Source organism: Arthrobacter sp. NPDC058130 (assembly GCF_042884475.1).
Lineage (GTDB): Bacteria > Actinomycetota > Actinomycetes > Actinomycetales > Micrococcaceae > Arthrobacter.
This window is the reverse complement of sequence record NZ_JBHVTV010000017.1, coordinates 29826-51224: the sequence shown is the minus strand read 5'-3', so window position 1 is coordinate 51224 and position 21399 is coordinate 29826. Positions and strand designations below refer to the sequence as shown.

Here is a 21399-nt window from a genome sequence, read left to right as displayed (position 1 = left end):
ATGTCTGACCACGATCACGACCACGCGAGTGGTCCGCGCTCGGTGCCGGCTGGCCCGAGCTCGTGCGCTGAGGCTGCGACCGCCAAGGAAGCGGCCTACCGAATCGACTACCCTCTCTCGGCCGCGCGGAACACCCGCGTCGTCGCCCTCGACGACGAGGCGGAGCGAATCATTCGCTCCGCGGCGTTGCTTGAGTGGGGTCAGGCTCGTTTCTTCTCCATAACCGACCCGGGCGAGATGCTGGCTGAGGTAGACGGCTCGAACGTGCCCCTGGATGAGGTCATGACCGACACCAACACGGTGGTCATGGTGGCCACTTCCGGCGAGAACGCGACAGCGGTCACCGCCATCGGTGACCTCGCCCGTGAACGCGGCATCATGACGGCAGGACTGGTCGTCACCCCGGGTGCGCTCACCAGTGACGCCCTCTTCCACCTCCGTCCCCACGCGCGGATTCTGCTGGTCCCGGCGGAAGAAGACGATCTGATTGAACTGCTCAGGGCCACCCGCGCATGAGCACCATGACCATTCCCCAGCTCCAAGCCATGAAGACGACCGGCCGGAAGAGTGCGTGCATCGTCGCATGGGACTACCAGATGGCACGCATCGCCGACCGCGCCGGCGCGGACATCATCTCCGTGGGCGACTCCGTGGGCGTCAACCTATGGGGCCAGTCGCATCCGTTGGAGATCACCATGGAGGAGATCCTCGTGGCCGCCAAAGCGGTGCGCCGTGGCGTCGACAATGCGCTCATGAGCTGCGACTTCCCCTTCGGCCCCCTTCAGGAGGGTTTAAAAGAGGCTGTCAGTGCAGCCATCCGCCTCGCGAAAGAGGCCGGGGTTGATCTCGTCAAGCTCGACGGCGCCGCCGACTTCCCCGAGGCGGTCGAGGCCGTCACACGTGCCGGGGTGCCCGTCTTTGCGCAGTTCGGCATCACGCCGCAGACGGCCCTCAAGTACGGCGTCGCGTATTCACAGGCCGAAGGCGCCCTGGTCCCGGACGAGATGGTGGGGCAGTTCATTGCCGAGGCCAAGCGGCTCGAGTCTGCGGGCGCCGTCGCGCTCAACTTCACGAACTCGGGTCCCGTGGTGGGGCCAGCCGTGGTGGACGCAGTGTCCATCCCGGTACTCGGCGGTTTCGGCGGCGGTCCATGGCTTGACGGTCGGATCCGGATGTCCACCGCCGCCATCGGCTACAACGCCAAGTGGATCGACAAGGAACCCACCACCTACGCCAATGTGGGTCGCGTCGCATATGACGCCCTCACTGAGTGCATCGCCGATATCCGCGGGGCGCAGCACCTCCGCGGCCAGGGATAACAGGAGTTGGTCATGCCCGTCGTCGAAATTGATGGAATCCCCACCCGCTACGAGACGGTGGGCGATGGCCCGCCGCTGCTGATGTTCAGCCCGGGCGGATTCGACTCCACCCTGGAAAACTGGACCACTTTCGGCCGCTACCGCGACCTCGGCTTCGTCGCTGCGCTCAGGGACAGTTACACCTGCGTGGTCTTTGACCGTCGCGAGTCCGGACAGTCGGGTGGCCGTGTGGAGCGACTCACCTGGGACCGCTATGTGACCCAGGCGCTGGGGCTCATCGATCACCTCGGCTACGACGCCGTCCACACCATGGGCGGCTGCGTTGGATGCTCGACCGCGGCCGCACTGGCCGTCCAGCACCCGGAACGCGTGCGCAGCATGGTGCTGTTCTCGCCCGCCGGGGGGCCGCAGTACCGTATGGGACAGCACCGCCGCTTCACCCAGCACCTCGCCTTCGCGATGGAGCACGGGATGCAGGCCGTCGTCGAGCTCGCCCGTTCGAGCACCGCCGGATTCAGTAAGGATCCGCGCGTCGGGCCTTGGGCGGCGCCGCTGCGCAGCAACGATGAGTTCGCCGCGGCTTACGCAGCCATGGACGTGAAGAAGTACGAGCTCATCGTGGACGGAACCGTGCGCGGTCTCTTCGACCGGGATACGGTGCCGGGTGTCGAGGCCGAGGATCTCATGACCCTCCCGGTGCCCGGTCTGATCGTGCCGGGCCAGGACAGCTCCCATGCGCCGTCTGCTGCGCGCTATCTCGAAGAATGCCTCCCGGTTCATGAATACTGGGATGTTCCCGTCGTCGAACAGACTCCGGAAACGTCACCTGCCCGGATTCGGGCGTTCCTCGAGCAGCACTAGTGCGTCCTCTGGTGCTGCTGCGCCATGGCGAGAGCGTCGCGAATGCCGACGATGTGTTCGCGGGTTGGCTAGACGTTCCCCTGACCGAGCGCGGCCGTGCCGAAGCGTGCGACGCCGCGCAGAGCCTTGCCGGGTTGCGTCCGGACGCGGTGCACACCTCAGTCCTCGGGCGGGCCGTGGAAACGGCCCGCCTGCTGATCGAGGGGGCCGGCTGGGAACTGTCCCCGAGCGCGCACTGGCGGCTGAACGAGCGGCACTATGGCGCGCTTCAGGGTCTGGTCAAGAACGAGGCCAGAGTGCGCTTTGGTGCAGAGAAAGTACAGCGATGGCGCCGCAGCGTCGACGGCCGTCCACCGCTGGCCGATGACGCTGTACTGGCTGCCCAGCGCACCGATCCGCGGTACGCCGCACTTCCCGAGGCGGCGGGTATTGCAGCAGAGAGCCTGGCAGACGTGGCGGAACGTATGACGCCGTACTGGCGCGATATCCTGGCTCCAGAGCTTGCAGCGGGCCGTTGCGTGGTGCTGGTTGCGCATGGCAACGCCCTGCGAGCACTGATGCACCTGTGCACGGGTAGGTCTTTAGAGGAGACCGCTCGCAGCGAGCTGGGAACCGCCATCCCGCTGACCATTCAGGCCAATGCCCTTCAGGTGCGGATTCCAGTTCCCTGATCCTCTCTATGCGCGCGGCGCCCTGCCCTCCCCTAAACGGTGTTTCCAGGCACCGTTCCGCCAGAGCCAGCGCTTGATCGTCGCCGGGGACTTTGCTGCCGAGGACCATGACGTTCGCCTCATTGCGGCCCCGCGATGCCCCCGCCCTGCCCGCTGCCGCCGATCACGATCGCCAGCTCCGCTTCTTCGTGGCGACACGGCGGCTTACCGCCGCGCGCAGCGGGGATAGTCGACGACGACGCCGGGCTCGTGAGCTCCGGCGTGGAACGTCTCATGACCACGTTCGCCGAGCCACAGCGGCAGCCGAGCTTTGAGCTCGATGCCGTTGGTCGGCGGCGACGGCGATACGTATGGGGACCTAGCCAACGAGCCCGCGAACGGACTCCGCGAAGAGCTCGTCCAGCTTCACGGTCTTGGTCAGGATGTGCTGCTTTCTTGCCTGTTCGATGAGGTCTTCGAGCACGCCGCGGTTGGGTTCTATGCCGTAGGGGAGCGGATCATCCCAGCCTGTCGCCTCGAGAACCTTGAGGTGGAGGCGGTCCGCGGAGTCGGGCTCAGTGATGGCACCGGCCTTGAGGGTTGTCACGTACTGGCGCTTGGACTCGGCGAAGGCCTCGAAGACGGCCACGGCTGCATCGGGGTGGGCTTCGAGGACCTCGTCTTTGATGACCACAAGGTGGTTGATCGGGTAGAGGCCTGTTTCACGCAAGGCGGTGAGGGCGACGTCGTTCGCGTTGGGGATGAGCGGGACAAGGCCGGGGGAGTCGCTCCTGACGCCGATCGCGGCCTCGAGCTCGCCGTCGAGCACCATCTGTTCGAGACTCTTGCCAGCGGGGGCGGAGATGACGTTCGACGGCGGCGTGTACGCCTCCACGTGCTCGTCGCCGGAGAGGACCCAAGTGACGGAGTCGAGGTCAAGGCCGTACTGATTTGCCATTATTGAGCGGGCCCAGACGCCGGTGGTCACGGTGTAGCCTCGGTTCACGCCGATGCGCTTGCCCACGAGCTGTCCGGGATCGGTGATGCCGGAACCGCGGCGGACCACGATCGCGTTGTGGTGGAAACCGCGGACCAGGAAGATCGGCAGTGCGGTGAACCTCACGCCGTGTTCCCTGGCGGTGAGGTAGGTGGTGAGCGCCATTTCGCTGACGTCGAAGGCAAGCTCGCGGACCATGCGACGGAATCCCTTGACGAGGACGGGCACCTCCTCGAAATCGAGCGAGTAGCCTTCAGGGACAACCGTACCGTCCTTGACACGGCTGGTATTCCCTTGGGATCGGCTAAGAGCGGAAAGCTGGACGGGCATGTTGCCTCCGATGAGGTCTAGTGATGGTCAACACTTGCATGTTAGATTGGACTAACCATTTTGCCAAGGCCTATGGGCCGTGCTCGAGGGAGCCAGTAGATGTCTGAGAAGGTGCTTGCGGCGGTCCGGGTTGCTCCGGGAACCACCGAAATACGCGAATTTGACCGGCCGAATATCGACGATGAGTCGGCGCTGTTGAGGATCGAGGTCGCAGGAATCTGCGGCACGGATGTGAAGCTTTATTCCAAACCGCCCAAGACCCCGGCCACGCAGGGCCCGGTGATCATGGGCCATGAAAACGTCGGCGTCATCGTGGAGGCCGGCGAAAAGTTCAAGAAGCGCCAGGGACTCCAAGAAGGCGACCGCGTCTTCGTGGAGCATTATGTTGCCTGCTTCAGTTGCGAGTGGTGCCGTATTGGCGAATATCGCCACTGTGAGGCCACCGACTGGCGCACCAACCCGGACGCGCGCCGTTTCGGATACACCTCCGTTGACTTCCCCGGAACTCTCTGGGGCGGATTCTCGGAATACATGTATCTGCCGTGGAACGCGGTGCTCCACAAGATCCCGGACACCATCACCGCGGAAGAGGCCGGCTTGGTCATGCCGCTATCCAACGGCATCGAGTGGGCGCTCCTGACCGCCGGCGTCGGCTACAACGACACCGTTTTGATCCAGGGTCCCGGCCAGCAGGGCCTTGCCCAGCTTGTTGCCGCGAAGACCGCCGGCGCTGCCCAGGTGATCGTCTCCGGCACCACGCGTGACAAGGCCCGTTTCGAGCTGGCCAGGGAACTGGGCGCCGATGAGGTCATCGACGTTCTCACCGAGGACCCGCGCGAGAAGATCATGGATCTGACTAACGGCAGGGGCCTGGATTTTGTGCTCGACTGCACCTCCCGCGCCGGTACGGCTCCGGTGCTGCTCGGCGTCGACGTCCTCAAGCGCCGCGAGGGAACCCTGCTCATCCAGGGCGAGCTGGCGGCGTTCCCGGATTTCCCGGTCAAACAGGTTACCGAGAAGGCCATCACCATCAAATCGGCCCGTGGCCACTCCTTCAACGCCTGCGAACTAGCGGTGGCTCAGCTTGCCTCCCACCGCTACCCGTTGGAGAAGCTCGCCACGCACCGCTACGGCATCGACCAGGTGGACCACGCCATCCGCGTGCTCGCCGGCGAAACCGACGAGGATGCCATCCACGTCTCGATGATGCCCGAAATGATCGGTCAACCCGGCGGAGCCGTGCGCTGATGGCCGGCCTTGTTGTGACGAACCCGCCGCGCGCCGAACGCGACATTGTGGACGCCTTCGCCAGCTACGGCGTCGCCACCGTTCACGAGGCCCAGGGTCGCGAAGGCCTGCTCGGCTCGCACATCAACCCGGTGCAGACAGGAGCCCGGATCGCCGGCAACGCCGTCACCGTCACGGTCGCCCCGGGCGACAACACCACCATCGGCGTTGCGGTGGAGCAGTGCGCCGACGGTGATGTGCTGGTTGTTGCGCCCACCGCGCCGTGCGATATGGGTTACTTCGGCGACCTCCTTGCCACCTCGCTCCAAGCACGCGGCGTGCGCGGACTCGTCATCGAAGCGGGGGTGCGGGATGTGGCCGATCTTCAAGGGATGGGCTTCCCGGTATGGTCCAAGGCCGTCTCGGCCGAGGGCACCGGCAAGGGAACCCTTGGCGATGTCAACGTCCCTATCTCGATCGCCGGCAGAATTGTTAATCCCGGTGACGTGGTGATCGCCGACGACGACGGCGTCGTCGTCGTGCCTCGCCTTAAGGCAGCCGAGGTGCTCGCCGCCTCGAGGGCGCGCGAGGAGAAGGAAGCGAAGGCACGTGCGCGGTACGAGGCTGGCGAGATTGCCTTGGACGTCAACAACATGCGTCCGCTGATTGAAAACGCTGGCATCCGTTACATCCCTTACGAGGACTGGATTCAGGAGGCCCAGAAGTGATCATCGACATCCACGGCCACTACACCACGGAGCCTGCGCAGCTGTTCGCCTTCCGTAAGGCCCAGCTCGCCGGTGAGAACGCCACGCTCGCGGTGATCAGCGACGACGAGCTTTGCGAAAGCGTGGAGCCAAACCAGCTGCGCGTGCTGCGGGAGCGCGGCGGGGACCTCATGGTCTTCTCCCCCCGGGCCTCGGGCATGGAACATCACATTCCGGACGCCGGGATCGCGAACGGCTGGGCGCAGGCCTCGAATGACCTGGTGCATCGTGTGAGCCAGCTGTACCCGGAGCACTTCGCGCCGGTGGCCCAGCTGCCACAGACACCGGAGGGCAACCACGCTGGCGTCATTGCCGAGCTGCGACGCGCTGTCACCGAGCTTGGCTTCGTGGGCGCGAACCTCAACCCGGATCCTTCAGGGACCTGGGCGGGGAAGCCACTGACGGACGAGTCCTGGTTTGACCTCTACGAGGTCATCCAGGAACTCGACATCCCCGTCATGATCCACGTTTCCACGGCGTGCAACCCGAACTTCCATACCCTCGGTGCGCACTATTTGAACGCGGACACAAGCGTGTTCATGCAGCTGCTGCAGTCGGACCTCTTCCAGCGCTTCCCCGGACTGCGTTTCGTGATCCCGCACGGCGGCGGCGCGATCCCATACCACTGGGGCCGCTACCGTGGTCTGTCCATGCGTAACGGTTGGCAGGACCCCTCCGAGCTGCTGAAGAACGTCTTCTTCGACACCGCGGTGTACCACCAGCCGGGCATCGACCTGCTGACCCGCGTTGTCCCGTCCCGCAACATCCTCTTCGCTTCGGAGATGCTCGGTGCCGTGCGTGGCGCGGACCCCGAGACCGGGGTGGAGTGGGACAACACCCTGGTCTACGTCAAGAGTGCCGGTCTGTCTGAGGAGAATGAACGCCGGATCCTTCGAGAGAACGCCCTTGAGGTTTATCCGGGACTGGCCGCGCGCGTCCCCGCGGCTTTCTGAGCCGAGCATCCCGGCTTTAACGACGGCGCCCCTCACCTGGCGGTTTCCAGGGGTCATTGCAACACCTGCTGGTTAGGTGGTTAGTAGTAAATCACGTAGACGCTCGGCTGGGGTATCCCAGCCGAGCGTTTTGCGTGGACGTCCATTGAGTTCCTGGGCGACGTGTTCGAGGTCCTCGGGGTTGTAGACGGACAGGTCCGTGCCCTTTTCGAAGTATTGGCGCAGCAGACCGTTGGTGTTCTCGTTGGAGCCCCGCTGCCAGGGACTGCCCGGGTCGCAGAAGTAGACCTGCATGTCGGTGGCCAGTGTAAAGAATTTATGGGCGGCCATTTCCGCCCCCTGGACCCAGGCTAGGGTGCCGCGCAGGTGGTCCGGCAGCGTGGAGATCGTGGCGATCAGCCCGTCACGGACGGTTTCGGCGGTGTGGTCTCCGGGCAGGTGGACCAGCATCACGTAACGGGTCGTGCGCTCGACCAGGGTCCCGATCCCGGACTGGTTGTTCGCCCCGGTGATCAGATCCCTTCCTTACGATTTTCAGGTGGGTGATTTCCGGGCTGGAGTAGGGTCCTGATCGCTCCCCTTGGGGCAGCGGGTATGGCTGAGGTCGCCCTGCCGCATGGACGGCTCAATGGGAATGGCCGCCCGCCGCCCCAATGACAGCTCGACCGCTCATTGAAGCGGGTCGAGAACGACGAAACCGCTTTGTTGCAGCTCATGGGCACGGTCCTGGACCTGGCCGATGGCGGTGAGGTGGTGTGGGCAACGGATCTGAACTCCGGCGGCGCAGCGCTGCTGATCGCACTCCTGGCAGGACATGGGCAGGACCTGCTCTATATCCCGGGACGGACGGTCCATCACGCGGCTGCAACCTACCGCGGAGACGGCAAGACGGATGCCAAAGACGCAAGAATCATCGCGGACCAGGCACGCATGCGCAGCGATCTGCAGCCCGTTCGCGGGGCCGATCAGATCAGCACCGATCTCCGCCTGCTCACCGCCCGCCACACCGACCTGGTGTGCGACCGGGTGCGGTCAATAAACCGTCTCCGGGCCACTCTGCTGGAGTACTTCCCTGCGCTTGAGCGGGCGTTCGACTACTCCAAGAAAGCTCCCCTGATCCTCCTGGGCGGCCACCAGACTCCCGAGGGCATCCGGCGGACAGGACTGGCCCGGCTCACCGGCTGGCTCAGAAAACGCGGCTGCCGGAACAGATCACAGACCTCTTCCGCCAGCAAGACAGCGCCGAGATCCTCCAGAGCATGCCCGGCTTCGGCCCCGTGCTGGCCGCGACGTTTCTGGCCAACACCGGCGGAGACCTGAGCGCTTTCGAAAGGGCCGACCGGCTCGCCAGTGTCGCAGGCCTCGCCCCGCCCCCAGAGACTCAGGCCGCATCACCGGCAACCACCACAGACCACACCGCTACAACCGACGGCTCATGCGCACCTGCTACCTTGCCGCTCTTTCCAGTCTGAAGAACAGCCGGCCTCACGAGCCTTCTACGACCGCAAACGCAGGGAAGGCAAACCACACAAACAGGCCCTCATCGCCCTCGCCCGCCGCCGCATCAACACCCTCTGGGCCATGCTCCGCGACCACACCACCTACCAGGAACCAAACCGATCCGGCACCGCTCAAGCGGCTTGACAGAAACATTTAGATTCCCAATGCCCTGGCACGGCCCGGTCCTCGACCTCGGCTGGCCGCTCGGAGATCATCACCATCGGATCAACGAACCGTGACTGGCGCTGCCGCGGGTCTTTGTGGGGTTTGCGGGGGCCCGGCCGGTGCGCAGGGCGGCCTGTACTTCGCGTTTGAGCCCGCCGCGGCCTGGAGGTAGAGGGCCTGGTAGATAGTCTCTGGGCTCACGCACAACTCCGGATCGTTGGGAAACTTCTTGACCAGCTTCCGGGAGATCTGCTCGGGTGACCAGCGTCTGTGCAGGCGGTTCTTCACGTGCTGGCGCAGCCGCGAGTCGGCCAGCAGCTTGCGGTCCTTAGGCTGCGGTCTGCGGGCGGTGGCCGCCGGTTGCGCTGCGTAGGCGTAGTACCCGCCTCCGCTGACGCTGTTGCGGGCGAGCTCCCGGCTAATCGTTGAAGCAGCCCGGCCCAGCTCTTCAGCGATCTTCCGAAGCGACTTCCCGTGGGCATGAAGGTCTGCGATCCGTTGACGGTCCTCCAGCGAAAGGAACCGCGGATCCAGCTGTTTTTCCAGTGCGGCCAGACCTGGAAACGGGAAGGAAACGGCAGCGCCGGCGGCAGCGGTCATCGTCATCACACCACTGGTGTAATCGATCCGCCGCCCGTCCGGATAGATCCGTCCGTTCTTTGTCCGCCTGATCCCGCTGTCCCATCTATTAAACGAGGCACGGTCGTTGCAACTCCCAAACTCCGGGGTGTTGCAACGACCGTTAGAACCCAAGCCTCCGCGGAGGTGAAGGGCGCCGTCGTGTGCTGAATGCCGCTCACACTGCTGGCTGGATCAGACTGCCGGGGCCGCCACGAGGTCCTTGAGCGATATGTTCGTGTCTTCGGCGAGCTCAGCGGGAATGGTGCCGCCGGTGCCGAGGAGCTTGCGGACCGCCATGTAGTCACGCGGGGCATTGATGGAGTCGATCGCGATCAGGCGTCCGGCAGTGTAGTAAAGCACCGAGAACTGCTCCGTGTCCGGCTCGCCGCGAACCACCACTTCGTCGTAGCCGGTGGAGAGGCCTGCAATCTGGAGCTTGAGGTCCGCCTGGTCTGACCAGAACCACGGCACGGCGGCCGGACTCTGCGGGCGTCCCACGAGCGTTGCCGCGGCGATCTGCGCCTGTGCAATCGCGTTCTGGACGGACTCGATGCGGTGGCGGCCTTCACCGGTGAGCGGGTGTGGGAGGGTGGCGCAGTCGCCAGCGGCAACGATGTTCGGGTTGCTGGTGCGTGCGAGGGTGTCTACGACGATTCCGCGATCGATCTCGAGGCCGAGCTTCGCGGCGAGATCGGTGTGTGCCACGAGCCCGATACCCACGAGCACGATGTCGGCGGGCAGCACCGTGCCGTCGGCGAGGCGGATGCCGGTCACCGAATTTTGTTCGGTGCCCTCAATGGCCTCGATGCCGGTGGAGAGGAGCACCTTGGTGCCGCGGCGCTGGTGCGCTGCCAGGTAGAACGCGGAGACTTCGGGAGCCACGGCGCGCCCGAGAAGGCGATCAGCGACGTCGACCACGGTCACGTCCTTGCCAGCGGCCGTCGCGGCTGCAGCCGCCTCTAGCCCGATGAACCCGCCGCCGATGACGACGACCGTAGACGCGGCTCCCAGGCGGGTGCGCAGATCGTCCGCGTGCGCAATATCGCGCAGCACGCACACGCCGTCGAGCTCGGCGCCGGCAATCGGGAGCTGGCGCGGTGTGCCGCCCACGGTGAGCGCGAGGCGCGCGAAGGGGATCTTCTCTCCCGTGCTGGTGATAGCGACGCCACTACCCGAGCCCGGGGCGTCAAGCTCGATGTTCTCGATGTGTGTGGAGAGGCGCAGTTCGATCTGCTTCTCGGCGTACCAGTCCAGTGAGCGGAAGCCGAGGGACTCGACCGTTGCCTTGCCAGCGAGGTAGGCCTTGGACAGTGGCGGGCGCTGGTAGGGGGCAACGTCTTCGTTGCCGACCAGGATGATGGGATCGGTGTCACCGAATTCGCGCAGCGACGTTGCAATCTGCAGGCCGGCCTGGCTGGCGCCGATGATAAGGGTTCCGGCAGCGGCGGCGGAGGGGGTCATGAGAGCTCCTTTGGTTAGTCCATTAAACCTTAGCGCGGCGAGGTGCCACTTGGCGAGAGCCGAGTCACAACAATCTCGCGAATTCCAAGGCGCGGAGGGGTGTGGTGGCCGGTGTCCCCGGATCGCGGTTTGCGAGGCGCGCTTGTCCGGGAAAGTTGGGTTGCGAAAAATTCATGTGTCAGAACTCACGAAAAAAGTTGCTTTGGACTAACAATTGAACCTATGGTGAATCCATGACTGCTATACCTAGTCGGACGACGCTGTCCGGGGCTTCCGGCCCCACGGGGCTGGATGGTCGAACCGAAAAAGAATCTGGACACCTCACAGCAAGCGATGTCCTCATCCAATACAACTCCAACAAATCCAGTCCGACTGTCACCGCAGTCGAAGACTGCAACATGGAGCTGAAGCGCGGCGAATTCATCTGCCTCGTCGGACCCTCGGGATGTGGAAAGACCACCTTCCTCAATGCCGTCGCGGGATTCGTTCCCATCAGCGGGGGCTCACTTCAGCTCGATGGCCGGAACATCCCGGGACCGGGTCCCGACCGGGCCATGGTTTTCCAACAGCCCAACCTTCTGCCATGGCGCACAGTGGTGGCGAACGTCACCTATGGCCTGGAACTGTCCACCAAGATGCCGAGGGCTGAACAGCGCGACCGCGCCCGCGAACTGCTCGACCTTGTCGGACTGGGCGACGTCGGGCACCAGTACCCGGCGAACCTCTCCGGCGGCATGCAGTCGCGTGTCAACCTTGCCCGCGCACTCGCCGTCGAACCCGAACTGCTTCTACTTGACGAGCCGTTCGCCGCTATCGACGCCCAGACCCGCGAGGTTCTGCAGGTGGAACTGCTTCGGGTGTGCGCCGCTCGCGACGTTACCGCACTGTTCGTCACGCACGACATTGCCGAGGCCGCCTTCTTGGCCGACCGCGTCTGCGTCTTCGGACCCCGCCCGGGCAAGATCGTCAAGGAGATCGAGATTCCCTGGGAGCGTCCGCGCAGCCAGGAGCTTCGCCGCTCGCGGGAATTCCTCGAGAAGTGCGACGAGATCGCCGACGTCTTGTACAGCTCAAAGTCTGCCGCCGGATCATCCGCGCAGGAGGAACACTGATGACTACCACCACCTCTTCGGGATCGACCGCTAAGCCTAAGGCTGCCCGCGAGAGCATGCCCGAGCGAAGTCTGCCCAGTTGGCTGGATGAACAGAAACTCTGGGGCATCGGCGCCGTCGTCGTTGCCATCATTCTCTGGGCTGTCGCCGCAGGTATCCAGCACAAGAAATTGCTGCTGCCGGGTCCGGCGGACGTCATCCAAGCATTTGCCGACCTCTTCGGTAGCGGCGATATTTGGATTGACCTGTGGACGAGCACCCAGGAACTTCTCGTTGGCCTTGCGTTCGCGGTTCTGATTGGCCTGCCGCTTGGCCTGCTGATCGGCTGGTACCGGCGCGTTGGCTGGGCTCTGGATCCCTTCATCAACTTCCTGTATGCCACGCCCCGTATTGCCCTGACGCCGCTTCTCATCATTTGGCTCGGCATCGGTTCCACCTCCAAGTTCGCCATTGTCTTCCTGATGGCGCTGTTCCCGATCCTTATCAACACCGTCCAGGGCGTTCACGCCCTGGACCAAGGCGCAGTTCGGGTTGCCAAGTGCTTCGGCGCGAATGATTTCCAGCTATTCCGCACTGTGGCGTTGCCGGGCACTGTTCCGTTCATCGCCAGTGGCATGCGCCTGGCCGTTGGCCAAGCTCTCATAGGCGTGTTCGTTGCCGAACTGGCCGGTGCCGAGCACGGTGTCGGCATGATGATGAGCACCGCAGGGCAGCAGTTCCAGACCCCAAAGGTTTTCGCAGGTCTGTTCCTGTTTGCCTTTGCCGGCGTCGCAGTGACGGGTATCCTCCGTCGCATTGAGAAGCACTTCGCGGCGTGGCGCCCGCAGTCGCACTAAGTTTATTTCCGGCTGGTTCGTTCTAGCGCGGATGTGTTGTTCCTCCCTCCCCCGAAAAGAAAGCACCGACAATGAAGTCATGGTTCAACTCCAAGGTTCTCGGCGCCGTCGCCGTCACGGCTTTGGCCCTTTCCGCTACCGCCTGTGGCGGTAGCGGTGCTACCGACGCCAGCGGCACCATCACCGTGAGCTACAGCGAAGAGGTAGCCGACGAGCTGCCCCTGTGGATCGCGGATGAGGCTGGCTACTTCAAGGAGCAGGGCCTGAAAGTCAAGCTCGTCAGCCTCGCCAGCGACCAGGGTTTCCCAGCCCTCGTTTCCGGGCAGACTCAGCTGGCTTCCATCGGAGGTTCCCAGATCGTCTCCGGTGTTGCCCAGGGCGCGGAGGTTAAGTCGATCGCCACCCTGACCCCGGTGTTCCCCTACGAGCTGTGGTCGAAGGAGAAGGACATGAAGGCGCTTAAGGGCAAGAAGATTGGTGTCACGTCCTCCAGCGGTTCGGTTTACATCGCTACGCTTGCTGCGCTCAAGGAAGCTGGCATGTCGGCGCATGACGTCAGCCTGATCGCGCTTGGCTCCGTGACCAACGTTAACAACGCACTGTTGGCGGGCACCATTGACGCCGCTGTGTCCCACCCGCCGGCATCCGCTGCTTTCAAGGCGGCCGGTTTCAACAGCATCCTGAATCTTGCTGAGCGCAAAGTCCCGAACATCAACGTCGGCATTGCCACCACCGACGCCTTCGCGAAGGATCATGCCGACACCGTTACGAAGTTCCTGACGGCGCTCAAGAAGGCCTTCGAACGTGAGCGTTCGGACGAGGCGTACTCCACCCAGCTGCTGAAGGCACACCTTAAGGAGGACAATGCCGAGGCACTGAAGGAGACCTACGACTTCTATGCCAAGGACGTGCTGCCGCAGAACCCGGCACCGACCGTCCAGCAGCTCAAGTCCGCCCAGGACGAGCTGTCCAAGAAGAACCCCGACATCAAGAATGTGGACCTCACCAAGGTGATCGATGCGTCTTACGCGAATGAGGTCTGGGGCAAGTAGTCCTAAGGCCTGAACAGTCAGCGGGAAGCAGGTATGTCACCTGCTTCCCGCTTCGGCCGTTAACTGGGACTGAGGTCAGACGCCGAGGCGCCGGCTATCCGTACTCGGCAGAAAGCAAGGAAATGAAGGCATCACAGAAAGCCAAAGCTTTGGGCCTGATCGCCATCGCGGCGCTCATGCTCACCACGACAGCGTGTGGCAGCAGCAACAGCAATGGCAGCGGCACCCCGCCGATCCGACGGCGATCACCGTCAGCTACAGCGAGGAGATCGCTGACGAGCTGCCCCTGTGGATCGCGGATGGAGCGGGCTATTTCAAGGAGCAGGGACTCTCAGCCAAGCTCGTGAGCTTGCCCAGCGACCATGGCTTCCCGGCGCTTATCGCTGGCCAGACCCAGCTTGCCTCCATCGGCGGATCCCAGATTCTCTCCGGTGTGGCCCAGGGCGCCGAGGTCAAGACCATCGCTACCCTGACCCCCGTGTTCCCCTATGAAATGTGGGCTAAGGGCGTCAAGGACCTCAAGGAACTCAAGGGCAAGAAGGTCGGTGTCAGTTCCGCTAGCGGCTCCGTCTATGTCGCGACCCTCGCGGCACCGAAGGAAGCCGGTTTGACGGCCAATGACGTCAACCTGATTGCTCTTGGCTCGGTGACCAACGTCAACAACGCTTTGCTCGCAGGAACTGTCGATGCCGCCGTCTCTCACCCGCCAGCATCCGCGGCATTCAAGGCGGCTGGGTTCAAGAGCATCATCAATCGCGCCGAGGGCAAGGTGCCGAACATCAACGTAGGCATCGCCACCACCGACACCTTCGCGACGGACCATGCTGACACGGTCACGAAGTTCCTGACGGCCCTCAAGAAGGCATTCGAACGCGAGCTTTCGGATGAGAAGTACGCCCCTGAGGTCATCAAGGCGCGCCTCAACGAGAACGACGGGGAGGCTCTGAACGAAACCTTCGACTTCTACGCCAAGGAGGTTCTCCCGAAGAAGCCGCTGGTCACCGTAGAGCAGCTGAAGTCCGCTCAGGAATCCTTGTCCAAGACGAATCCGGACATCCGGAAGGTAGACCTTTCCAAGGTGATCGACACCTCCTTCGTGGAGAAGGTCTGGGGCAGGTAGGGCCCAGTACCTAGCAATGACGGTGCCCCGGCAGGAATTCCTTCGGGGGCACCGACGATGTCGAGCTCGCCGAATTCCCGGACGGTGCGGTCGACCGCGTCGCGGACCGAGCCGGCCGAGCGGATGCCGCACGCGACGGCAAGCGCGCAGGTCACCCGTGCTCCCGGCGTTGAGCTCCGATGCGACGGAGGACGCATCGCCCAGGTCGAGGCTCGCCGCAGCATAGGCGGGCACTAGCTGCCCGGCCCGGCCACCGACCGTCAGCCCCTTGTAGGTCTCGAGGGATTCCAGCAAGAATGGGCCGCGTGCTGCGTGGCTATGCCACGTCGGTCGGCGAGAGCGAGGACGAGGTGTCCTCGGTCGCCGTGCCGATCCGCCGGCACGACGGAACCGCCGTCGCCTCGCTCGCCGTCGGGGCACCGCCCTCTCGTCTCGCGGAATCGGACGCCCCACAGGTCGCCGACGCGCTGCACGCTGCCGCCGCGCGCATCAGCGAGCTCCTGCCGTAGCCATCGAGGGGCCGGACGCGATCGACGGCGGCGCGGCGGCTCAGATCAGGAAGTTCTCCAGCACCGACGCGGGGAACAGGTCTTCGATCGCGAGCGGCTGCTTCACCAGCCGCTGCTCGTGCACGTATGCCGTGAACGCTTCGAGCGTCTTGCGGTTCACCTCGACGCCGTAGGGCCAGAGATCCGGGCCGAGCACCTTCGTCGCGGCCTGCGCGGAGGTCGGTCCCCAGGGCACCGGGATGTGCGGGGCGGTGCCGCTGAGCATGCGCGCGACGCTGCGGTTCTTCGCCTCGGTGAAGGCGGTGACGAGGTTCGGGGCGATCCACGGATAGCGGTCGAACACGTCCTTGCGTATGACGAGCAGGTGCATGATCGGGAAGATGCCGGTGCGGTGGTAGTAGTCCTCCTCGACCGTGCGCACATCCGAGAACAACTGGACGACGCGACCGGATCCGTCCTCGGCCGCTTCCGGGGTGTGCGGCACGATCACGGCGTCGAGGTCGCCGTCGACGAGCATCCGGTTGAGCGAGCGCTCGCGCTCGGCGCGCACCTGCACCCCGTCGGGCAGGCCGACCGGCAGCGTCTCGATGCGCCCGGGCTCGTTGATCCCGCCCTGCACCCAGTCGACGCCGGTCAGGTCGATGCCGTACTCGTGCTGCAGGAGTGCGCGCTGGTACACGGTCGCGGTGACTGTCCACTCCGGGAAACCGATGCGGGCGCCGGCGAGGGCCGCGGGATCGTCGACGGGGCCGTCGGCGCGGACGTACATGCCGGAGTGCCGGAACGATCGCGAGGGGAAGACCGGCAGGCCCACCACCGAGTCGTCGCCGGCGCCGCGCAGCGAGCAGTACTTGCCCAGCGACATCTCGCTGATCTCCCACTCGCGGAACTTCGTGAAACGGAAGAAGATCTCCTCGACTTCGTGGTGCACGGTGCGCAGGCGCACCCCGTTGACCGGCACCACGCCCGAGGCGATGTCGCGGATCTGATCCGAGTCGTTGATGGCCAGCGTGAGTTCCACGCGCTCGTCGGCGCCGCCCTGGTATCCGCTGCTCACAGGAAGTTCATCCCTCCGTCGACGACCATCGTCTGTCCGGTGATGGCGCTCGCGCCGGGCGAGGCCAGGAAGACCGCCGCGCCTACGATGTCGTCGGAGATGAGCCGGCGCTTGATCGACTGCCCCCCGACGATCCTCTCGACCCCCTCCGGGCGGGCGGAGTCGTGGGCGATGCCGGTGTCCACCGAGACGGGCATGATCGCGTTCACGGTGATGCCGTCGGGGCCGAGCTCGCGGGCGAGGGAGCGGGTCATGCCGACGACCCCCGCCTTTGACGTGACGTAGTGCAGGTAGTCGGGCCGGCCGCTGAGGACCGTCGCCGACGAGAGGTTGACGATCGCGCCGGCTCCCTGCTCGCGCATCGGTGTGGACACGGCCTTGACGCAGAGGAACGAGCCCGTGAGGTTCACCTCGATCACCTCGGCGCCCGAGCGGGCGTTGCCCGCGTCGAGATCCGCAACGACGACCGCGGCGCCAGCGGCCGCAACCCCAGGGCGAACCTGCGCCCGATGCCCTGCCCCGCTCCGGTGATGAGGCCGACTTTGCCCGCCATCGGCGTGTGCTGTCTGAGTGGTCACATGATTCCCTTCTGCTGGATCCGGCGTCGCGGCTTCGATGCCGCCGAGCCGGTCGCTTGACTTCGCTGCGTCCTGCGGAATCGCATCCCACAAGTTCTTCCTTGCAGGCTAGCGTTCTTCTATGGCGAACAGATTTCACAATCACAGGGTTTTCCAAAGGAGGGGGGAGCGCTATGTCGGAGACGTACGACGGCGTCATCATCGGGCGGGCCAGCATCGCTCGTCGTGATCGCCGCAGGCTGGATCGCCGCCCGGCCCCTCGTCCTGGCCCCCATCGCCCGCATCTTCGGCACCGTCACCGGGCGCTGAGAGAACGGAAGTCCCATGCAAGAGAAAGTCGTCATCGTTGCGGGTGCTCGCCCGTAGGATCGCTCTCCTCCGAGATGTCTAGGGCCCATTACCTAGGGCTAATAGTGCCCCGGCAGGAATTCCTGCCGGGGCACTATTGTTGGTGCGCCGTCGAACAGCGCCGGGTTGATATTCAACGGCATTCCACGCGAGCCGGATTGCCGTGAAGTGTCAACTCGGCGAAAGGCTGCCTAGAAAAGCGCCCCCGTGTCGCTGGCCAACTGGGCGGCACGGCGTAGATCATCTGCGGTGACCAAACCAGGTTCCATAGCGACCTCGGTCCGGCTGGCCAGTGCCGACAACATGGTCTTACGGACGCGGCGTCCGTCGAGGCCACCCAGGAGGGAAGCCAGCTCCACATGCATGGCCTTGTCCTCAGCCAGCGGGCGGATCTCCTGCCACTGGCCGGCAAGCTCTTCGAGCGAGCCTCGCACGATGCCTTCGATCGTCTCCGCGTTCGGCAACTCCGTGGTGAGCACGAGGTCGGCACGCGACAGCACAGCTTCGTCCACGGCCTGCAGGAAGTTCGTGGTGACGATCAGAACGACGTGCGGGCACTTCGCGCGGAGCGCGTCCAGTCCGGCGAGGACGGCGTCCGTGGCGCGGTGCACGTCCACCGGGTTCGTCTCGAACGATGCCGAGCTGCGGCGAACAGCCAGAGCCTCAACTTCGTCGATGAGAACTACAGTGTGTGGGCGCCGAGCCGCGATTTCCGGCAAGGTGTCGTGGAACAGCTTCGAGACGGCCCGCTGGCTTTCGCCGAGCATGTCGCTCGGGAAGGCATGCGGATCGACCTCGACAAGCGTCGTCGCACCTCGCTTGGACACCGCGAGGGCTGCCGCTTGAGCGAGACCCTGCGCGAGGGTGGTCTTGCCGGTTCCGGGAGGACCGGCAAGAACGATGAGCCCGTGGGGAGCTCCCGACAGGTTAGTCAGGAGCCGCCCCTGGCGCAGGACTAACACCGCGGTGCTGAGCAAGCGCTCTTTGGTGCCCGGGGGCACAATCATGGAGTCCCACGGCCCGTCGTGGTGGTCGGCAGGCAGCGCATGCAGGCCTGTGACCCCCGGCGGAAGGGTGCGATGAGGGGTGCCCCCATCATGATGATGGTGGGAGTGCCCCTCGGTGTGCTGGAGATCTGCGCTCATCGGGTCTTATGGCCAGCTCGGGCGGATCATCTCAGGCCACACGATGGTGTTGACATCGCCAGCCTGCTTGTCCCGGATCTCTGTCGGCGGCTCTTCGAAGAGCACCATCGGGTCCATCATGGCCTTCATGGTGTCCAGGAAGGAGTCGAACATGTGGACACGAACCATCCGGGCCGTGTTGTCCTTGGAGTCGTTGAAATGCTGGTGCCACAGGAAGTGGTCAACCGAGACGAGGTCGCCCTTCTTCCACGGGTGGTTCTCGCCGCCTTCGGTTTCCGAGCCGAGGTAGGAGTGGCCGTCACCGTCGACAACGTACAGCCAGGCCTCACCCGGGTGGCGGTGCATCGACTGCTGTCGGCCCTGGCCGAGTTCGAACATGGCCATCGTGATGCCGGAAGCCTCGTAGCCGATGGCGCGGTCGAGCAGAAAGGTGGTGCGGGAACCGCGGGGGGTGTTGAGCATTTCCAGCTCTTCCCAGTCGGTGCGCAGACGACCGCTGCGGCGCTTGGCCTGCTCGTTGCCGAGACGGCGCAGACGGCGGGCATAAGCGTCGTCACCCTCGATGCCCTCGGCCGAGGTGTAGCCCGGCCGGCCGGGCAGGGTGGAGAACTCTTCGTGTCCGCGGTCCTCAAGGATGGAGAAGCCCATGGTGGCCATGAGCGGCTCCGAGCTGAAGGTCACGTAGCGGACGGCTTCGGCGCCGTCGTTGCCCGAGCGGTGCCAAGCCCACGCGGGGATGTGCACGGAGTCGCCGGGCGTGATCTTGACGCGTTCGCCGTCGATCTCGATCCAGCCTTCACCGCCGACGCCCCAGACCATGGCGTCCCAAGAGTGGCGGTGAATCGTGGTGACGACGCCGGGGTCGATCTCGTGCAGCAGGGCATCGATGGTGCGGGTCGGGTTGTCGCCGTCCTCGCCCATGTAGACACCGATCTTGGAGCCACGCTGGGTCAGCTTGAGGCGGGCTTCAACGTCTTCGATGCGGATGACGGCGCGGTGGTTGGCCCGCCAATCTTCGATGTACTTCTCGCGTCGCGCTTTTTGCACGTGGTAATGGCTGGTCTTGGTGGTGGTCTTCGTCGACACAGGCACTCCTTTTTATCGGACCAATGGTTCTTTGAGTATGCCTTGAATCCATCAAAGGTGCAATGGTTAGACCCTTATCGCGGTATGTGTCTGGTTGTACTAACATCCGAGCTGCGTGCCCACGGTGGACGGGATCGCAGGCAAGCTCTAGTCCAAGAGCCCGACCGTCGTGTCCGCGGCCAAGGAGGCCTGCAGGCACGTCAGCTCAATGTCATACGAGCGGGCCTACGCCTGGCTCAACGCCATGAGCGTGGCCCTTGACCACCAGAGCGGCACGGCGTGGAAGACTGGCGTCGAGAAGTTCAAGGGCGGCGAGTTCACGCGGGGCCTCGGCTCGATCGACACGACGGTCATGCGCTGACGCGTCCGCCTCCATGCACGATGGCCCCCCATCCCGGATGGATGGGGGGCCATCGTTGGGCCTAGGGGTCTGCGGCAGGCTAGGCTTCTGCCTGGTCCGCCACAGCGATTTCGACGTCGTCGGGGTGCTCGTTCACGAAGTACATGACGATCATGCCGAGGAAGGGGCCGGCGGCGAGTGTGATCAGGGCGGCCATGAAGGAATTGTTGGTTGCGGCGAAGACGGCGCCCACTGCCAAGGGGACCAGGACGCTTCCAATCTGCCACATGGCGTTTGTTATTCCGGCGGCGCTGCCGAGAACGCGGCTGCTCACGAGCCGGGGCACGAGGGCCACAATGAGCGGGAGGTAACAGTAGGCACCGAGCCCGAGCAGCGGGGCAGCTATGAAGAAGGCGACGGCGTTGTCCAGCAAGCCGAAGACGACGAGCATGACGGAGAAGCAGCCAAGGACGACCATCGCGGGAACCCTGCGGGCGCCGTTGAACTTGTCGGCGATCCAGCCGATGAGGGGCTTGCCCAGGACGCCGAGGGCTGCATAGATGGCCACGATGCCGCCGGCGACCACGGGATCTATGCCGTGTCCCTTGATCATGAGGGCGTTGGACCAGGTGATGAAGCCGTAGGTCCCCCAGAAGCCGCCGAATCCTGCCAGGGCCAGGAGAAGAAGGTTCTTGTTGCGTCCCAGTTCGATAAGGACGGACCGGCCCTCCGTGCGGTTGGTCTTTTTTGACATGACCGGGCCGGGCCTCAGCATGGTGTAGCAGGCGATGCCGGCCACGATGGAGATGCCTCCGAAAAGCAGATAGGAGGCATGCCAGGAGTAGTGCTCGATGAGGTAGGGGACGGCGGTGTTCGCCACAACGACGCCCAGCGAAGTAGCCGAGGTGTAGATCCCCATTGCCATGCCGAGCTTCTCGGGATGGAACCAGCTGGAGATCAATTTGATGCCGGCGGCATATTCGGCTCCGGCGAAGAGGCCAATAACTGCTTGGACGGCCATTCCGACCCACGCGGACGTCGTGGACCCGAAGAGCATCATGGACGCTCCGGCACCTACGAGGGAAACCGAAATGAGTAGGCGCCCGCCAACCTTATCGGTGAGGAATCCACTGCCGGCGTTCGAGACGACGTAGCCGATGTAGTAGAAGGTGGCGAACAGCCCCAGGCTTGCCAAGGGCACGCCGAGGTCTTCTCCAATGAAGATCGACGCCGGACCCCACGTGGAACGGTCAACGGAGGTGACGGTGAAGGCGAGCCAGCAAAGCACAAGGACCAGCCAGCGATAAGGGCGCTCGGATGGATCAACATTGGTGGAGACTCGGGCAGGGTCAAGGGTAGTCATGG

At 64.5% G+C, this 21399-nt stretch carries 21 protein-coding genes and 2 pseudogenes; 14 read left to right on the top strand and 9 right to left on the bottom strand.

Annotation, left to right across the window (positions count from 1 at the left end; translation table 11 throughout):
- Genes ACFVTM_RS21155 through ACFVTM_RS21140 form a run of 4 tightly spaced genes read left to right on the top strand, consistent with a single transcriptional unit; the run spans position 1 to position 2851 of the window.
- Complete coding sequence (locus ACFVTM_RS21155) at positions 1-516, top strand: hypothetical protein (RefSeq protein ID WP_390206047.1); 516 nt, start codon at positions 1-3, stop codon at positions 514-516.
- A 5-nt stretch (positions 517-521) separates the two neighbouring features.
- Positions 522-1319: a 3-methyl-2-oxobutanoate hydroxymethyltransferase gene (locus ACFVTM_RS21150; protein WP_390206045.1), complete on the top strand. Its 798-nt coding sequence runs from the start codon at positions 522-524 to the stop codon at positions 1317-1319.
- A gap of 12 nt (positions 1320-1331) precedes the next feature.
- Positions 1332-2180: an alpha/beta fold hydrolase gene (locus ACFVTM_RS21145; RefSeq protein ID WP_390206043.1), complete on the top strand. Its 849-nt coding sequence runs from the start codon at positions 1332-1334 to the stop codon at positions 2178-2180.
- The gene (locus ACFVTM_RS21140; RefSeq protein WP_390206041.1) at positions 2180-2851 is read left to right on the top strand and encodes a 2,3-bisphosphoglycerate-dependent phosphoglycerate mutase; all 672 of its coding nucleotides are present in this window, start codon (positions 2180-2182) and stop codon (positions 2849-2851) included. The genes ACFVTM_RS21145 and ACFVTM_RS21140 overlap by 1 nt, the downstream gene beginning before the upstream one ends.
- A 358-nt stretch (positions 2852-3209) precedes the next feature.
- Here ACFVTM_RS21140 and ACFVTM_RS21135 read toward each other — a convergent pair whose 3' ends face one another.
- Positions 3210-4157, bottom strand: coding sequence for a hypothetical protein (locus ACFVTM_RS21135; RefSeq protein ID WP_390206040.1), 948 nt, complete (start codon positions 4155-4157; stop codon positions 3210-3212).
- Positions 4158-4256: 99 nt separating this feature from the next.
- On the opposite strand from ACFVTM_RS21135, the gene ACFVTM_RS21130 reads away from it, so the two are divergent.
- Genes ACFVTM_RS21130 through ACFVTM_RS21120 form a run of 3 tightly spaced genes read left to right on the top strand, consistent with a single transcriptional unit; the run spans position 4257 to position 7104 of the window.
- Positions 4257-5405, top strand: coding sequence for a zinc-binding dehydrogenase (locus tag ACFVTM_RS21130; RefSeq protein ID WP_390206039.1), 1149 nt, complete (start codon positions 4257-4259; stop codon positions 5403-5405).
- Complete coding sequence (locus ACFVTM_RS21125; RefSeq protein WP_390206038.1) at positions 5405-6112, top strand: 4-carboxy-4-hydroxy-2-oxoadipate aldolase/oxaloacetate decarboxylase; 708 nt, start codon at positions 5405-5407, stop codon at positions 6110-6112. The genes ACFVTM_RS21130 and ACFVTM_RS21125 overlap by 1 nt, the downstream gene beginning before the upstream one ends.
- Positions 6109-7104: an amidohydrolase family protein gene (locus ACFVTM_RS21120; protein WP_390206036.1), complete on the top strand. Its 996-nt coding sequence runs from the start codon at positions 6109-6111 to the stop codon at positions 7102-7104. The genes ACFVTM_RS21125 and ACFVTM_RS21120 overlap by 4 nt, the downstream gene beginning before the upstream one ends.
- A 72-nt stretch (positions 7105-7176) precedes the next feature.
- Here the strand turns inward: ACFVTM_RS21120 and ACFVTM_RS21115 are convergent.
- Positions 7177-7623: pseudogene (locus tag ACFVTM_RS21115) on the bottom strand (IS30 family transposase); the annotation flags it as partial.
- Positions 7624-7779: 156 nt separating this feature from the next.
- Here ACFVTM_RS21115 and ACFVTM_RS21110 point away from each other — a divergent pair.
- Positions 7780-8748 (top strand): annotated as a pseudogene (locus ACFVTM_RS21110) (IS110 family transposase); the annotation flags it as partial.
- An 81-nt stretch (positions 8749-8829) separates the two neighbouring features.
- On the opposite strand, the gene ACFVTM_RS21105 reads toward ACFVTM_RS21110, so the two are convergent.
- Together ACFVTM_RS21105 and ACFVTM_RS21100 are read right to left on the bottom strand one after the other, a co-directional pair.
- A complete protein-coding gene (locus ACFVTM_RS21105) occupies positions 8830-9375 on the bottom strand; it encodes a transposase (RefSeq protein WP_390206035.1) in 546 nt (181 codons plus the stop codon).
- A gap of 207 nt (positions 9376-9582) precedes the next feature.
- Complete coding sequence (locus tag ACFVTM_RS21100) at positions 9583-10851, bottom strand: NAD(P)/FAD-dependent oxidoreductase (protein ID WP_390206033.1); 1269 nt, start codon at positions 10849-10851, stop codon at positions 9583-9585.
- Between the two features lie 398 nt (positions 10852-11249).
- Between ACFVTM_RS21100 and ACFVTM_RS21095 the strand changes: the two genes are divergently transcribed.
- From ACFVTM_RS21095 to ACFVTM_RS21075, 5 genes are all read left to right on the top strand, one after another.
- Positions 11250-11963 (top strand): ABC transporter ATP-binding protein, encoded by a 714-nt coding sequence (locus ACFVTM_RS21095; protein ID WP_390206032.1) that lies wholly within the window; start codon positions 11250-11252, stop codon positions 11961-11963.
- Complete coding sequence (locus tag ACFVTM_RS21090) at positions 11963-12799, top strand: ABC transporter permease (RefSeq protein ID WP_390206030.1); 837 nt, start codon at positions 11963-11965, stop codon at positions 12797-12799. Before ACFVTM_RS21095 ends, ACFVTM_RS21090 begins: the two co-directional genes overlap by 1 nt.
- Positions 12800-12870: 71 nt before the next feature.
- Positions 12871-13851 (top strand): ABC transporter substrate-binding protein, encoded by a 981-nt coding sequence (locus ACFVTM_RS21085; protein WP_390206028.1) that lies wholly within the window; start codon positions 12871-12873, stop codon positions 13849-13851.
- A 193-nt stretch (positions 13852-14044) separates the two neighbouring features.
- Positions 14045-14971, top strand: coding sequence for an ABC transporter substrate-binding protein (locus ACFVTM_RS21080; RefSeq protein WP_390206027.1), 927 nt, complete (start codon positions 14045-14047; stop codon positions 14969-14971).
- A 305-nt stretch (positions 14972-15276) separates the two neighbouring features.
- Complete coding sequence (locus tag ACFVTM_RS21075; RefSeq protein WP_390206025.1) at positions 15277-15480, top strand: IclR family transcriptional regulator C-terminal domain-containing protein; 204 nt, start codon at positions 15277-15279, stop codon at positions 15478-15480.
- A 40-nt stretch (positions 15481-15520) separates the two neighbouring features.
- Here the strand turns inward: ACFVTM_RS21075 and ACFVTM_RS21070 are convergent, their stop codons facing one another.
- From ACFVTM_RS21070 to ACFVTM_RS21055, 4 genes are all read right to left on the bottom strand, one after another.
- Positions 15521-16537 carry a hypothetical protein gene (locus ACFVTM_RS21070; protein WP_390206024.1) on the bottom strand — a complete coding sequence of 339 codons (1017 nt, stop codon included), beginning with the start codon at positions 16535-16537 and terminating at the stop codon, positions 15521-15523.
- A complete protein-coding gene (locus tag ACFVTM_RS21065; protein WP_390206094.1) occupies positions 16534-17115 on the bottom strand; it encodes an SDR family NAD(P)-dependent oxidoreductase in 582 nt (193 codons plus the stop codon). Before ACFVTM_RS21065 ends, ACFVTM_RS21070 begins: the two co-directional genes overlap by 4 nt.
- 539 nt (positions 17116-17654) lie before the next feature.
- Entirely contained in the window at positions 17655-18608 is a 954-nt protein-coding gene (locus ACFVTM_RS21060; protein WP_390206023.1) for an AAA family ATPase, read from the bottom strand.
- A gap of 6 nt (positions 18609-18614) precedes the next feature.
- Positions 18615-19694: a cupin domain-containing protein gene (locus tag ACFVTM_RS21055; protein WP_390206021.1), complete on the bottom strand. Its 1080-nt coding sequence runs from the start codon at positions 19692-19694 to the stop codon at positions 18615-18617.
- A gap of 208 nt (positions 19695-19902) precedes the next feature.
- On the opposite strand from ACFVTM_RS21055, the gene ACFVTM_RS21050 reads away from it, so the two are divergent.
- Entirely contained in the window at positions 19903-20055 is a 153-nt protein-coding gene (locus tag ACFVTM_RS21050) for a hypothetical protein (RefSeq protein WP_390206020.1), read from the top strand.
- 79 nt (positions 20056-20134) lie between these two features.
- Here the strand turns inward: ACFVTM_RS21050 and ACFVTM_RS21045 are convergent, their stop codons facing one another.
- Entirely contained in the window at positions 20135-21397 is a 1263-nt protein-coding gene (locus ACFVTM_RS21045) for a nitrate/nitrite transporter (protein WP_390206018.1), read from the bottom strand.
- Between the last annotated feature and the right edge of the window lie 2 nt (positions 21398-21399).

Bases quoted from the DNA above. Each gene is read 5' to 3' on its own strand.
- ACFVTM_RS21155 (WP_390206047.1), top strand. From the start codon at position 1: ATGTCTGACCACGATCACGACCACGCGAGTGGTCCGCGCTCGGTGCCG.
- ACFVTM_RS21150 (WP_390206045.1), top strand. From the start codon at position 522: ATGACCATTCCCCAGCTCCAAGCCATGAAGACGACCGGCCGGAAGAGT.
- ACFVTM_RS21145 (WP_390206043.1), top strand. From the start codon at position 1,332: ATGCCCGTCGTCGAAATTGATGGAATCCCCACCCGCTACGAGACGGTG.
- ACFVTM_RS21135 (WP_390206040.1), bottom strand. From the start codon at position 4,157: ATGCCCGTCCAGCTTTCCGCTCTTAGCCGATCCCAAGGGAATACCAGC.
- ACFVTM_RS21130 (WP_390206039.1), top strand. From the start codon at position 4,257: ATGTCTGAGAAGGTGCTTGCGGCGGTCCGGGTTGCTCCGGGAACCACC.
- ACFVTM_RS21125 (WP_390206038.1), top strand. From the start codon at position 5,405: ATGGCCGGCCTTGTTGTGACGAACCCGCCGCGCGCCGAACGCGACATT.
- ACFVTM_RS21105 (WP_390206035.1), bottom strand. From the start codon at position 9,375: ATGACGATGACCGCTGCCGCCGGCGCTGCCGTTTCCTTCCCGTTTCCA.
- ACFVTM_RS21100 (WP_390206033.1), bottom strand. From the start codon at position 10,851: ATGACCCCCTCCGCCGCCGCTGCCGGAACCCTTATCATCGGCGCCAGC.
- ACFVTM_RS21095 (WP_390206032.1), top strand. From the start codon at position 11,250: ATGGAGCTGAAGCGCGGCGAATTCATCTGCCTCGTCGGACCCTCGGGA.
- ACFVTM_RS21090 (WP_390206030.1), top strand. From the start codon at position 11,963: ATGACTACCACCACCTCTTCGGGATCGACCGCTAAGCCTAAGGCTGCC.
- ACFVTM_RS21085 (WP_390206028.1), top strand. From the start codon at position 12,871: ATGAAGTCATGGTTCAACTCCAAGGTTCTCGGCGCCGTCGCCGTCACG.
- ACFVTM_RS21060 (WP_390206023.1), bottom strand. From the start codon at position 18,608: ATGAGCGCAGATCTCCAGCACACCGAGGGGCACTCCCACCATCATCAT.
- ACFVTM_RS21050 (WP_390206020.1), top strand. From the start codon at position 19,903: ATGTCATACGAGCGGGCCTACGCCTGGCTCAACGCCATGAGCGTGGCC.
- ACFVTM_RS21045 (WP_390206018.1), bottom strand. From the start codon at position 21,397: ATGACTACCCTTGACCCTGCCCGAGTCTCCACCAATGTTGATCCATCC.